This window comes from Bacillus sp. EB106-04-02-XG92 (genome assembly GCF_058791995.1).
The window spans coordinates 87,301-101,080 of the sequence record NZ_JBYTEA010000008.1 but is presented as its reverse complement, the minus strand read 5'-3'; the positions used below and the strand labels follow the sequence as shown (position 1 = coordinate 101,080).

13 protein-coding genes and 2 riboswitches are annotated in these 13,780 nt (G+C 35.1%); of the genes, 11 read left to right on the top strand and 2 right to left on the bottom strand.

Annotation, left to right across the window (positions count from 1 at the left end; all coding sequences use genetic code 11):
* Positions 1 to 21: 21 nt before the first annotated feature.
* Positions 22 to 1,335 carry an anaerobic C4-dicarboxylate transporter family protein gene (locus tag AC3WVA_RS20000; protein WP_098347019.1) on the bottom strand — a complete coding sequence of 438 codons (1,314 nt, stop codon included), beginning with the start codon at positions 1,333 to 1,335 and terminating at the stop codon, positions 22 to 24.
* 283 nt (positions 1,336 to 1,618) lie between these two features.
* Positions 1,619 to 1,703: riboswitch (cyclic di-GMP riboswitch) on the top strand.
* 295 nt (positions 1,704 to 1,998) lie between these two features.
* Between AC3WVA_RS20000 and AC3WVA_RS19995 the strand changes: the two genes are divergently transcribed.
* The 7 genes from AC3WVA_RS19995 to AC3WVA_RS19965 all read left to right on the top strand — a co-directional run bounded on the left by AC3WVA_RS19995 (position 1,999) and on the right by AC3WVA_RS19965 (position 9,496).
* Entirely contained in the window at positions 1,999 to 3,741 is a 1,743-nt protein-coding gene (locus AC3WVA_RS19995) for a methyl-accepting chemotaxis protein (protein ID WP_098881166.1), read from the top strand.
* Positions 3,742 to 3,802: 61 nt separating this feature from the next.
* A riboswitch (TPP riboswitch) is annotated at positions 3,803 to 3,904 on the top strand.
* A gap of 100 nt (positions 3,905 to 4,004) precedes the next feature.
* Entirely contained in the window at positions 4,005 to 4,325 is a 321-nt protein-coding gene (locus AC3WVA_RS19990) for an MTH1187 family thiamine-binding protein (protein WP_000082898.1), read from the top strand.
* Positions 4,297 to 5,070: an ABC transporter permease gene (locus AC3WVA_RS19985; protein WP_001057155.1), complete on the top strand. Its 774-nt coding sequence runs from the start codon at positions 4,297 to 4,299 to the stop codon at positions 5,068 to 5,070. The genes AC3WVA_RS19990 and AC3WVA_RS19985 overlap by 29 nt, the downstream gene beginning before the upstream one ends.
* A complete protein-coding gene (locus AC3WVA_RS19980) occupies positions 5,067 to 6,065 on the top strand; it encodes an ABC transporter substrate-binding protein (protein ID WP_098521605.1) in 999 nt (332 codons plus the stop codon). The genes AC3WVA_RS19985 and AC3WVA_RS19980 overlap by 4 nt, the downstream gene beginning before the upstream one ends.
* A complete protein-coding gene (locus tag AC3WVA_RS19975; protein ID WP_098347171.1) occupies positions 6,062 to 6,811 on the top strand; it encodes an ABC transporter ATP-binding protein in 750 nt (249 codons plus the stop codon). Before AC3WVA_RS19980 ends, AC3WVA_RS19975 begins: the two co-directional genes overlap by 4 nt.
* Positions 6,812 to 6,878: 67 nt before the next feature.
* Entirely contained in the window at positions 6,879 to 7,652 is a 774-nt protein-coding gene (locus tag AC3WVA_RS19970; protein WP_492322115.1) for a hypothetical protein, read from the top strand.
* A gap of 305 nt (positions 7,653 to 7,957) precedes the next feature.
* Entirely contained in the window at positions 7,958 to 9,496 is a 1,539-nt protein-coding gene (locus tag AC3WVA_RS19965) for an ABC-F family ATP-binding cassette domain-containing protein (protein ID WP_098521606.1), read from the top strand.
* A 454-nt stretch (positions 9,497 to 9,950) separates the two neighbouring features.
* Here AC3WVA_RS19965 and AC3WVA_RS19960 read toward each other — a convergent pair whose 3' ends face one another.
* Positions 9,951 to 11,975, bottom strand: coding sequence for a glycosyl hydrolase family 18 protein (locus AC3WVA_RS19960; RefSeq protein ID WP_492322114.1), 2,025 nt, complete (start codon positions 11,973 to 11,975; stop codon positions 9,951 to 9,953).
* Between the two features lie 502 nt (positions 11,976 to 12,477).
* Here AC3WVA_RS19960 and AC3WVA_RS19955 point away from each other — a divergent pair.
* The 4 genes from AC3WVA_RS19955 to AC3WVA_RS19940 all read left to right on the top strand — a co-directional run bounded on the left by AC3WVA_RS19955 (position 12,478) and on the right by AC3WVA_RS19940 (position 13,708).
* The gene (locus tag AC3WVA_RS19955) at positions 12,478 to 12,849 is read left to right on the top strand and encodes a DnaJ family domain-containing protein (RefSeq protein ID WP_098347167.1); all 372 of its coding nucleotides are present in this window, start codon (positions 12,478 to 12,480) and stop codon (positions 12,847 to 12,849) included.
* A 10-nt stretch (positions 12,850 to 12,859) separates the two neighbouring features.
* A complete protein-coding gene (locus tag AC3WVA_RS19950) occupies positions 12,860 to 13,174 on the top strand; it encodes a thioredoxin family protein (protein ID WP_098347166.1) in 315 nt (104 codons plus the stop codon).
* 13 nt (positions 13,175 to 13,187) lie between these two features.
* Positions 13,188 to 13,439 carry a hypothetical protein gene (locus AC3WVA_RS19945; RefSeq protein ID WP_098347165.1) on the top strand — a complete coding sequence of 84 codons (252 nt, stop codon included), beginning with the start codon at positions 13,188 to 13,190 and terminating at the stop codon, positions 13,437 to 13,439.
* A 125-nt stretch (positions 13,440 to 13,564) separates the two neighbouring features.
* The gene (locus AC3WVA_RS19940) at positions 13,565 to 13,708 is read left to right on the top strand and encodes a hypothetical protein (RefSeq protein ID WP_000817976.1); all 144 of its coding nucleotides are present in this window, start codon (positions 13,565 to 13,567) and stop codon (positions 13,706 to 13,708) included.
* The last annotated feature ends 72 nt before the right edge of the window (positions 13,709 to 13,780 follow it).

Sequence of the window (13,780 nt, the reverse complement as noted above, 5' to 3'; positions counted from 1 at the left end):
ATGTAGGTTTGTGCTTTTTCTTTAAAACATAATTGATATTAAGAGCATTCCAATGCCGATAGAAGTGAATGTTGCGATTAGGCCTGGAATCATAAAGCTATGATTTAAAACATATTTACCAATGCCAGTTGTACCAGTGCGATCAAAGTTAATGGCAGCAACGATTGTTCCATAGTTTGGAATGAAGAAATATCCATTTACTGCAGGGAACATCGCGATTAGTAGTGCTGGTGGAATACCGAGTGATAATCCAAGAGGCATTAAAGCACGTACTGTTGCGGCTTGGCTATATAGTAAAATAGATAGAATGAATAATGCGATGGCAAATAGCCATGGTGCACTTGTTACTAGGTGTTGAATTGATCCTTGAATCATATTTAAGTTTCCGTTAAAGAAAGTATCTCCCATCCAAGCGATACCGAAAATAGCAACAACTGCTGTTGCTCCCGCTTTAAAGACGTTACCTGACACGATGCTTTCTACATTTGGTTTACAGAAAATAATAATAAGAGCTGCGATCGTTAACATAACCATTTCAATTGTGTTTGGCATGGAAAGACGAACTAACTTCCCGTCAACCATCCATCCTGGACGAAGTGCTTCAAACGAACCGAGAAGTACAACAAGAAAAGTTGCTACTAAGAAAAGGATAACGGATAGTTTAGCGCCTTTTACACCAACAAATTCCTTCTTCTCTTCAATCTTAGGAATCATTCCTTCTTTTAATCGTTTTAAGTATTCAGGGTCTTCATTTAAGTCTTTCCCCATTTTACTAGCAACAAATGCAGCTACCATACAAGCGATGAAAGTAGAAGGGATACTTACTTTTAAAATATCTAATAAAGTGATTTTATAGTCAGCTAACATTGCTAAAAGTGCAACTGTTGCAGCTGATATAGGACTAGCTGTAATTGCTTGTTGGGAAGCGATTACGGCAATTGACATTGGTCGTTCCGGTCTAATCCCAGATTCGCGAGAAACTTCTGCGATAACAGGGAGTACAGAATAAGCAACATGACCAGTTCCTGCGCAGAGTGTAAATAAATAAGTAACAATTGGAGCAAAGAATGTAATACGCTTTGGATTTTTTCGTAATGCTTTCTCAGCCAGATGGACAAGGTAGTCCATTCCTCCAGCGGCTTGAAGTGCACCGGCGGCTGTAATTACTGCTAAAATCATAAGCATTACATCAATAGGAGGAGCTGTAGGTTGTAAATGGAAGACGAAAACAAGTATTGCCATACCGACGCCACCCATTACTCCTAAACCAACTCCGCCTAGGCGTGCGCCAATAAAGATGCAGAGTAGTAACGTAAGAAATTGTAGCCAAAACATGATAAACTACCTCCGAAATTCGTTAGTTAAGATATATTTGAATAATTTAATTTGAACGAAAATTAAAATAAATACTCAAAATAATCCTTGTGTTTCATACATTTTTTATTATATAACACAAGAAATGTAACATTCACGTACTTTGTTAAATTATTTCGAAAAAATAATACATTGAAACTTTATATTTACATCTATAAATAGGTAGACATTTTAATTTTTATGTTGTAACCTTTGATAGAGAATAATTTAATTCTCATAGAACTCCCATATCGTTCAACTCGTTCAGCGAGAAAAGCAAACTGATGGAAACATTAGGACGCAAAACTACAGGAGCTAAGGCCGAAAGGCTATGCTAGCCAGTTACCGGACGGATAGGGTTGGTCTTGACCAATGCTCTTTTCATTGGTCTTTTTTTTATTTGTAAACAAATGAGAACCTTTATCGATTGTTAATGAGGTTTATATTTTAATAGTCTTAATTTATCCGACTTTAATGGGCAGTAAGACCCCCACCTCAAAATGCAGCGAAAGCAAAGAATTTAGGTGGGGGATCAACTGCCCATAAAAGTCCGATTGGTTCAACTAATAATCAGTGGGGGATGAAGAAAATCCCTACTGATTAAAGTTTCACTTTATATTACGTTAATTAAGAAAGGTGATGTTAATGGAAAGATATTGGCACAAGCTATCATTTCTTCAAAAAAATGTATTGTTAACTGTGCTAGTTATTTTGACGCTTGTTGGTACTATGGGAGCGTTAAGTTTTAACATGTTTCAAAATAGCATGATGTCTATATTTGAAAGACATTCTTTTGAAACAGGAGATACGGTATTACATAAATTAGACGTGGAAATATTAAGAGATGTTGCAAAAGACCCAACGGCAGAAAGAGAAAAGAGAGAGAAATTAACAGAGAAATTAGATGAATCAACGGAAGAATTGAACAGTGTTGGACAAACATATATTGTTGGAGCGAAAAAAAATGAAAAAGGTGAGCTGCAAATCATTGATTTGTCTACAGGTTTAGCAAATGTTGTTGAAGTAAGGCCGGGAGAATATTATAAACAACCAGATCTTTGGATGGAAGCATATGATAAAGTAATGAGCACAAAAAAAGCAAACATGACAGTAGTATATGAAGACGCATTAGGAACATGGGTAACGATATTAGAGCCAATTAAAGATAGAGAAGGTAACATTGTGGCACTTGTTGCAGCTGATGTAGATGCCTCTATTGTTCCTAGTACAAAGGAAAAGTTCATTATACAAGGTTTAATGTTTATTTGTATTTCTGTTTTAATTGCAACTGTTATTCAATTCTTAATTGTACGTAACGCACTTGCTCCATTACGGGATTTACGTGAAGGATTGCGCAGAGTCGGTGAAGGTGATTTGAGTATTAAATTAGAGGAAAGACCAGATGATATTGGTATTATTAATTCGTATTTTAATAATACAATCGAGAAGTTTAAAGGAATTATAGATAAAGTGAAGCAGACAGCAGAACAGGTTTCCTCATCTTCACAAGAATTGTCAGTGAGTACGAAAGAGAATAGCATGGCAGTCCAGGGAATCGTAAGTTCTATAGTTGAGTTAAGAGCTGGCGTTCAATTACAAGAAACGTCAGTACCAAAGTATTTAGATATTATATATGAAATGGAAGGTAGGATGGAAGAGATAACGAATACTGCAAAACAAATAGCGAAAGAGTCTGAAGGTACAAACCATCATTCAGTAAAAGGAAATGGTATTATTGAGCAGACGATTAATCAAATGAACATCATACAAAATGCAGTACAAGATTTATCTTCTATTATTTATTATTTGGAAAAAAAATCAAAAGAAATTAGTGGCATTGTAACAGTAATTACCGGTATTTCAGATCAAACGAATTCGCTAGCTCTAGATGTTACTACTATTGAAGCTTCATGTGCTGAGGAAACTGGTGAGAGATTTGTCGTTGTTGCGGATGAAGTACGTAAATTAGCAGAGCAGACGGAAGCATCAGCAAAAGATATAGCAAAATTAATAGGGGAAACACGAGTTGGTACGGAAGATGCTGTTGTTTCAATTCAAAATGCTTTAAAAGAAGTAGAATCTGGAATGAAACTTGTTGAAAGTAGTGGTGCTTTCTTTGGTGAAATTTCAAAATCAGCACAATCTGTTACAAATCAAGTTAGAGTTGTTTCTAGCAATTCAAGTGATATATTGCAAAATAGCCAAAATATTGTTCGGGTTGTAAATGAACTATCACTTATCGCAAATACGTATGCAAATAGTAGTAATAATATTGAAGAAAGTATGAAAGAACAGGAAATGTCTGTACAAGATATTGCGGAATTAGCAAGTTCTTTAAGCTGGCTTTCACAAGAGTTACAAGAGTTAATTGGTGAATTTAAAAGTTAAATGAAATGATTATACGTACTTTTGTTTGTTCAATAAAATAAATCATGCTACAATGAAAACGAATTAAGGACCGGGGAGCCAATTGGCTGAGAGGATGTAAACAAACATCGACCCTCAACCTGATCTGGATAATGCCAGCGTAGGGAGTTACTTAAAGTGATGTAGCATATGTTATTCTATAATAACTTGCATACAAGGCTTTCCTACGCAGTAGGAAAGCCTTTTCTTTTTTTAATATTTCATTTTATAAGGGGGATTTTACTATGTCACAACAAGTTACAATTTCATTTTCAGTAGTACCACAAGCGAAGAACAAAGATGTGTATTCTGTTGTTGATAAAGCAATTGAGGTTGTACAACAATCGGGAGTTCGTTATGAAGTAGGGGCAATGGAAACAACGCTGGAAGGAGAATTAGATGTACTTCTTGACGTCATTAAACGTGCACAACAAGCGTGTGTGGATGCTGGAGCAGAAGAAGTAATTACTTCTATTAAAATCCACTATCGTCCAAGCACTGGTGTAACGATAGATGAAAAAGTTTGGAAGTACCGTGATGAATATGCAAAACCAGAAGCAATCTAAAATAATTACAACAATTTGGCTTATCCTTCTCATCGCGATATGGGAAGGATCTGTTTCATTATTTAAAATTGAACCGTGGATTTTACCGAAGCCTTCTGCCATTGTTCAAGAGTTAATAGGAATGAAAGATTTACTATTACCGAATACGATGCAAACGTTGCAAGAGGTTATAATTGGACTGTTCTTTGCGATTTTAATTGGGACAAGTATTGCAATTATTATGGACGTTATTCCTTTATTTCGTATTTTAATAAATCCATTGCTTGTTATTTCGCAAACGATTCCAATCGTTGTACTTGCACCGTTATTTATTATTTGGTTTGGATATGGAATGTTACCGAAAGTAATGGTAGTCATACTCGTTTGTTTCTTCCCGATTGCGCTTAGCATTTTAGAAGGTTTTCAAACAGTAGATAAAAATATGTTGAAGTTGTTGCAAACGATGAAGGCAACGAAATGGCAAGTTTACCAGAAAGTAAAGTTTCCAGCAGTACTTCCATACTTTTTCTCAGGGTTAAAAATTGCAGTTACATATAGCGTAATGGGAGCGATTATTGGAGAATGGCTCGGTGCCAGTGAAGGATTAGGAGTTATGCTTACGAGGGCTACGAAATCCTTTTTAACAGCCCGAGTATTTGGTGTTGCAGCAATTATTGTTATGGTGACATTATGCCTGTATTTTATCGTAGAGTTTATGGCAAGAATAACAGCACCATGGATATATAGAAAGGACGGCAGAAAATGAAAAAAGGTTTAAAAGTTATGTTGGCTGCCTTATTAGCAGTAGGTGTTGTTGGGTGTAACCCAGCGAAGAAAGAAGAAAGTTCGAGTAAGGATCAAAAAGTAAAAGTAGTATTAGATTGGTTTCCAAATACGAATCATACTGGCTTATATGTAGCGCAAGCGAAAGATTATTATAAAAAGCAAGGCTTAGATGTAGAAATTATTCAGCCTGGTGATAATGTGACAGCGGAGCAAATGATAGCTTCAGGAAAAGCTGACTTCGCAATAAGCGCACAAGAAAATGTAACGTTGGCTCGTGTGGAAGGGATTCCTGTTGTATCTGTCGGAGCGATTATTCAGCATAACACTTCAGCTTTTGCATCGCTTAAGAAAGATAACATGACTTCACCGAAAGATTTTGAAGGTAAACGTTACGGAGGCTGGGGAGGACCAGCAGAAGAAGCAACGTTAAAGACAATTATGGAGAAACATCAAGCTGATTTTAATAAAGTTGAAAAAATCATCTTAGGACAAACCGATTTCTTTAAATCAATCGGCCGTGATGCAGACTTTGAATGGATTTATTACGGATGGGATGGAATTGAAGCGAAGCGCCAAGGAAAAGAGTTAAATACGATTATGGTGAAAGACTTAGACCCAGCGCTTGATTTCTATAGTCCTGTTATTATTACGAGTGAAAAACATACGAAACAAGATAAAGACTTTGTGAAAAAGTTTATGAGTGCAACGACAGATGGTTATAATTTTGCAATTAAAGAACCGAAAGAAGCTGCTGATATTTTAATTAAAGCTGTTCCAGACGTGAATAAAGACTTAGTACAAGAAAGTCAAAAGTGGTTAAGTACGAAGTATCAAGATGATGCAAAAGCATGGGGAGTACAGAAGGAAGAAGTTTGGACGAATTACATGAATTTCTTATATGATAACAAAGTTATTAAGAAGAAAATTGATGTGAAAGATGCCTTTACAAATGAGTTCCTTCCAAGCGAAAAATGAGCGGATTACAAATAAAAGATATTGTAAAATCTTTCGATGGAAAGAATGTATTAGCAAATATTAGTGCTTCTATACAAGAAGGAGAGTTTGTTTCCTTTGTAGGACCGAGTGGTTGCGGGAAAAGCACATTATTAAATATGATTGCAAATGTTGAAAATCCAACAAGCGGGAATGTAACGTATAAGGATAAGCACGTACAAGAGCAAGATGTCGTAAGTTATATGCCGCAACAGGATTTATTACTACCGTGGCGATCAGCTTTACAAAATATCGTTCTTCCGTTAGAAATTGAAGGGAAGCCGAAAAAACAAAGGCTGACAGAAGGAATGGAAGCATTAAAGCAGTTTGAACTAGATGAATATGCAGACCATTATCCAGATGAATTGTCAGGTGGTATGCGCCAAAGGATTAGTTTTCTGCGCACATATTTATGTGAAAAGCCAATTATGCTACTTGATGAACCTTTTGGAAAATTAGACGCTTTTACAAAAATGGAAGTACATAGCTGGCTTTTAAACTCTTGGCATCAAGAGAAGCAAACAATCGTTATGGTTACACATGACTTGGATGAAGCTATCTTACTTTCGGATCGCGTATTTATTTTATCTCAAAGGCCAGCATCAATAGTTGGCGAGGTACAAGTGAAATTACCTAGGCCGAGAACGATGGATATGTTAACATCACTTGAGTTAAAGAAGGATAAGGAAGAAATTCTGAGAGTATTAGCCCCGTATATGAAAAAATAGAAAAAGTCTTTTAACAGTTTTTGGTATAATTGCTGTTAAGAGGCTTTTTTGTATAGGGGGGAAAAAGATGAAATCTATAGAGCAAATAGTTGATTCGTTAACAGCTGATAATCTTGAGGAAGGAAAGTCCTTATTAAAAAATCAAATTTTATTAATGAAGTATGGTATGGAACATCACGAATTAAAAGAAGAAGAAATGACAGAAATTTCAAAGTGGGTTCAAGGCCGAAATCAATTGAGAGAAGAAGTTCCGGAATTACGTGATTTACATTTAATTAAAAAGTTTCAGTCGCTATTAGATGAATTTATTCATTCTATAATTTCAAATGGTTATGTAGAAGACGCGGTAGAAATTTTAGAGAGTGTATTAAAAAGTATGGGAGCAGTCGCTCATATTGTAAAAATTATGTTTGTTGGCAAAAGAAAAGTTAATAGAAATTCTTTAGAAATGGTAGAAGAGTTAAAACTAGAGTGCTACAACTTAATGGAACAGCGTGCTGCTGTCGGTTTACATGCTCAAATCTTTCACGTTTTAGGTTTCGTTCATTCGATTCAGTTTGATTTAGAAGAAAGTTCACAGGAACATGGACGGTCTGTAATAGGCTTTTTAACAGATTTTAAAACGAATGAATTGAAATCGGTGCAACAATTTCAAACGGAAGACCATATCCCAGAAGTGAAAAATATGGTGAGTAAAGAGTATGGGGTAGAATTACAAAGAAGAATTTATATGTGGAAATCGTTAATGCTTATCTTTACAAGTCCATATGCATTAGAAAAGATGTATAAGGAAATTTATGCGGAAAATGAAAAAGTGGAGAAGGAACAAAAGAAAAAATAGAGAATAGAATATAACAGAGTAGTTTATACTCTTAATATAACAAATGTTAAAGGAGTGAAAGGATATAATGACTTTATCAACTGTTCTTCAAATGGTTTTAGCTTGATACGGGAGAAGTCTGCCCATTTTTAACGATTAAGCTAAATTGAAGACAGCAGGTAAAGAACCTTAATCCTTTTTTACGATAATATGTAATGGGTAAGGTGTATTCACCTTACCCATTTTTTATATGCACAATTAAATAAGGCTTTATACTGTTGCGCTCTCTATTTAGCTTATGAACGATAAGTAAAGGAGAGAAAAAAATGAGTATATTAACAGTAGAAAATTTAAGTCATTCGTATGGTGAGAAGACCATTTTATATAATGCGTGTTTTCGACTATTAAAGGGTGAGCATGTTGGATTAGTAGGGGAAAATGGAATTGGAAAATCAACATTGTTAAAGATTTTAACAGGAGAGCCTATACATGATAATGGGAACATTGAATGGTTTCCACATGTAAAGGTAGGTTTTTTACAGCAGCATATGGATTTACAAGAGGGAATCACAATTGAAGGATATTTACAAAGTGCATTTTCGGATTTGTATGAGATCGAACACGAAATGTTAAAAATTGCAGAAGAAATGGATGGAGCAGAAGAAATAGAAAAACTGTTAGTAAGATATGGAGAATTACAAACTATATTGGAAAGCTCTAATTTCTATCACATTCATACAGAAATTGAAGAAATAGCAGTCGGTTTAGGGTTATTTGAAATAGGGCTTAAAAAGGATGTTTCAAAATTAAGTGGAGGACAGCGAACAAAGTTATTACTTGGGAAACTCCTTTTAGAAAAAGCTGATGTTTTATTGCTAGATGAGCCAACAAACTATTTAGATACAGCTCATATAGAATGGTTGCAATCGTATTTGAGACTGTATGAAAAAGCTTTTGTGATCATTTCGCATGATGAACTATTTTTGAACAGTATTACAAATATTATTTATCATCTAGAAGGAGGGAAAGTAAAGCGATACGTAGGAAATTATGAAAAGTTTGTACAAAGTTATCAAGTGCAAAAGAAACAATTACAATCGGCGTATGCGAAACAACAAAAAGAAATTTCTCAGTTAGAAACATTTATTCAAAAAAATAAAATTCGAAAAGCGAAACAGGCTAAAAGTCGAGAGAAAGTATTGGAGAAAATGCAAAGGGTTGAAAAGGTTACTCATGTAACTCGGTCCCGTTTTGATTTCAATGTTTATGAGGAGCCAGTAAGTCGTATATTGCAAGCTGAGAAACTAAGGATAGGTTATAGTAATCCGTTATGTCCAGAGTTGAATTTACAAGTAAAAAAAGGCGAAAAGATAGCGGTTATTGGTCATAATGGAATTGGAAAAACGACGATGTTAAAAACGTTATTAGGTCAAATAAAGCCGCTAAGTGGTTCAATTTCTGTTGGCGAGCGAGTAAATCCTGCCTATTTTGCACAGGAAGAGTTTGCTTCAGAAACAACACCATTAGAGAAAGTTTGGGCAGAACGACCAGATATGACAAGGAAAGAAGTACGCCAAGCATTAGCAAAGTGTGGATTGAAAGAAGAACACGTATTAAAACCTATCCGTTTATTAAGCGGCGGGGAACAAACGAAAGTACGTTTATGCGAACTTATCGTAACGAAAAGCAATGTTTTAATTTTAGATGAACCAACTAATCATTTGGATATAGAAACAAAGAAGGCGTTACAGGAAGCGTTACAACAATATAAAGGAACAGTTTTACTTGTCTCACATGAGCCTTCTTTCTATGAAGCATGGATAACAAAAGTATGGAATATAGAAGAATGGAACGCTGAACAATAGGAATAAAGAAAAGGCATTAGCTTGTATAAGCTAATGCCTTTTCTTTGTGATTAACATGATTTTCGAGAACTCTTACATGAGAATTGTATGAAGAAGCACTCTTATGGTGCGCTTATAAGCGTGCTTTTTCTTTTGTTATATTTATAATATTAGATGCCTTTCCCTAATAGGCGACTATCTTTCTTTATATATATAGATAGTTTGAAATGGAATAAAAATAATTCCTATATGTAAAGGATAATGTGATTAGTATAGGAAGACAATAGAACTTAAAGGAAATTCATGTAAAATTCAGATGAACTTCACACTAACTTCATATTATAAACTAAATATGAATATAATAGGTTATTATAATTTTCATTTGTGATTTTTCATAAAATTAAAAGTTTGAATTTAGGATAGAGTACTCAAACCTAAATTCAAACTTTAATGAAATAATTAATGGAAGTTACGTTTAGTTTTCACTAATGGATGCATTTACAAGTTCAGCAGGATTGCCTGTTCCTGCCCCTCCGATTGTAACCGATCCTCCAGGAGGAATCTCACCATTCCATCCTGCATTCGTAATTACGTAATGATTATTTATTTTACTATTAATCTTAGAATCCCAAACTTGTGTTAAATTGCCGTTGTAATCAAATTCTAATTTCCAATTTTTAATAGGGGTCGTTCCACTATTTTTAATTACAATTGAGAAGTTGTAACCACTTCCCCAATTTGAAGTGACTGAAAAGGTAGCAGTCCCATTTCCATCAGGAGGTGTTGTGTTCGTATCATCTGTTTTTACAAGAATGGAAGTAGGCTGTGACTTATTCCCAGCAGCATCTTTTGCTATTATTGAAAATGTGTATTCTGTATTAGATTTTAAGTTTTTAATTGTAATGCTATTTGTAGTTGTACTCCATTTCTCTTCTCCGGCAGTAATTTCATATTCCGTAACTCCTACGTTATCAGTAGATGCAGTCCAGTTTAATTGAACAGAGTTTGAGTTTTTATTTGTAACAGCAATGTTTTTTACGTGTGTGGGTGATTCAGTATCTTTTTGAGTAATAGGTCCATCAAGTAACTCTTTTACTAGCGTATCAAGTAATTTAGGTCCACTACAACTATATTTTGGACTTGTACGGCAATCCCCACTTAGTTCCCAAAACATTGCGCCACTTAAACCTTTTGTTTTTATATAGTCTGTTTTATATTTCATAGATTCGCTGTCATCATAGCTAATAAACGTGCCCGTAGTCGCATTATATAAATAAGGTACTTTTGCTACATCGTTCCAATAGCGAACAAAACCATTTTTATTAACATAATTAGCTGCTAAATCACCATAATCGTATACACCTGTGTCACCGGTAGAATAATCATCCCAAGTTCCTTTAGAAGCGAGTTTTCCATCACTACCTGGCTTACAAGGTTGGTATTGGCCGTTATTTTCTTTTCCGCAACTTTTCCATCCACGTCCGTAAAAAGGTACACCTAATACGAGTTTATCAGCTGGAACCCCTTCATTTGTGTAAATGTCTATCGCACCATCTACATAAAATTTCGTATCCGCTGCTGGGTCATTTGGGTCTTTGTATAGAGCTGCATTATGGTTAGAAGTAGCTTCCCATCCACCGTGGAAATCATATGTCATAATATTAATCCAATCCAGTATTTGAGAGATTTTCTTTAGCTCTGTATGATCCGCATAACGTTGGCTTGCACCTGACGCGATTGTTAGTAAATATTGTTTCCCATCTTCTGCACCAGCTTTTGTTAATGCATTTCGAACATCTTGAAGGAGTAGGGTGAAGTTTTGCTTATCTTCAGGACGATAACTACCGCCAGGAATCGTTTCAACACCCGGGTATTCCCAATCTAAATCAACACCGTCAAATCCATATTCGCGAAGAAAAGCTACTGTAGATTCAGCGAATACTTTTCTTGTTTTTTCATCGGCAGCCATGTCAGAAAAGCGGTTAGACCAAGTCCAGCCACCAACGGAAATAATTGTTTTTAAGTGAGGATACTTAGCTTTTAATCGTTTCAGTTCTCCAAAATTTCCACAGCGGGCGTATTTATCACAATCTTCCCAAGTTGTACCTGATCCCGGATAAGATTTTGTGACATCAGCCCATGGTTCACCGAGTACGAGAGTACCATTAGGAATCTCTTTATTTTGCAGTGGTACACCAGATTCTTTACAGTTCCACGTTTGTTTATTTGGATTATCGGGGTGAGTAGAAGGGTTTCCATGTTTTCCATTCCAGCAAATATCAGCGAAAGCATAGTTTAAATGAGTTAGCTTTGATGCATCAATGTCTGCAACTTGATAATTACGTCCGTAAATGCCCCACGAAGGAAAATACCCAACAATTTTTTGACCTTGCTTTGGTGAATCTGCTAATGCGAAATTTGGAGTAATAAAGTTTGTGAGAAAAAGAGGTAAGAAGAGTAGTAGGGATAGTAATAGCAGCGTGAATTTTTTTGATTTCATAGTCATTTCTCCTTTCAAAATAAAAGATATATTTAAAGGCATGCGCCAATAAACCAAAATGAATCTAGACTTATGAAACTTTAATCAGTGGGGGCTTCATCCCCCACTGATTATTAGCCCTCACCAATCGGACTTTAATGGAAAGCCCGATCCCCACCTTACTTCTTTGCTTTCGCTAAATTTTGAAGTTGGGGTCTTACTGCCCATTAAAGCGGGATAAAAATGATCAGACATCACGAAGTCTATACAAGGGAGCTGGGGTGATTAAATCGTAGCAAATGTAAGATTTGGTGTAAACGCTTTATTGGATTCGAAAAGACTTTCTCAATATGAAATGGCTCTAATACAGATTACAAATGAGAATAAAATATTGATTAGGGAGGAAAGGGCTTCTTGGAATTAAATTTGAGAAAAAATTGTATGAAGTCAATTTGTAATAGCGTAGCAAGATGAGAAAATATCATGTAAAATAATAGTAAAAATATGTAAAGGAGCGAATGGTGTGGATGTCTTTTTGAACATTGCTGAAGAAAAAATTCGACAAGCAATACGGAATGGAGACCTTGATCATATTCCGGGAAAAGGAAAACCACTACAATTAGAAGACCTTTCAATGGTACCTCCAGAACTTAGAATGAGTTATAAAATCTTAAAAAATGCGGGCATGATTCCACCAGAAATGGAACTACAAAAAGATATATTAAAAATAGAAGACTTAATTGCGTGCTGTTATGATGAAGCAGAGAGAAAAAAATTACAAGAAGAGTTAACAGCAAAAACGCTGCGTTTTCAGCAGGTAATGGAAAAGAGGAAAATGAAAGATAGTTCAGCTTTTCGTATGTACCAAGGTAAAGTATTTCGTAAATTACGCTAAGAGGGATAAGATGAATACATTTGAAACGATAGAAGAATTAGAGACATATATTGAAGAACAACAATTAGTACTTCTGTTTATTAAAACAGAAAATTGTGGTGTTTGTGATGTTATGTTAAGAAAAGTAAATGGTGTATTAGAGAATTATGATTACGTAGAGAAAGTAGAAATATTACTACAAGACATGCAAGAAATTGCAGGGCGATATGGAGTATTTACAGGGCCAACAGTTTTATTATTTTATAATGGAAAAGAGATCCTTCGTGAATCTCGCTTTATTTCACTTGAAAATCTAGAGAGAACTATTCAATTATTCGAAGATTAAGGGAGGTTTTTATATGGAATTCATTATTTTCATACTATTATTTGTTGTAGTTGGAATAATTATAACGGCAGTTCGATCAAACAAAAAGAAGGTAAATCTTACGAAACAAAACAACATTCATAATTCATCTAACAACTCATCACCATTATTTTTCTTTGCTGGATCTGATAATGATAGCTCGCATGGAGGTTCACATGATTGCGGAGGATCTTTTGGCGGAGATAGCGGAGGCAGCTGCGATGGCGGCGGAGGTGGCGGTGATTGATGAAAATGCGCCTTATAAAGGCGTATTTCTTTTTAAACAAACGTTTGATTAGTTGGCTTACATATGCATAAAAACAGTTAAACAAACGTTTGATTAATATTTTTAACGTACTAAGGGGAATAGAAATGAAAAGGGAACCGAAAGTGAAAAACAAGGGGAAAGTAATGTTATTTTTATTAGCTGCGGGAGGCGTATTTCTTGTTAAATTAGGATTTAAAATTGGAATCATACATATGATTCGAACGTGGTTTGAAAGTACATTTTCTTAAATAAAAAATATAGCCTCTTGTAATAGAGGTTTTTAATTTGTTATTATTAGACTGAACGGTCGGTTTAAAGAG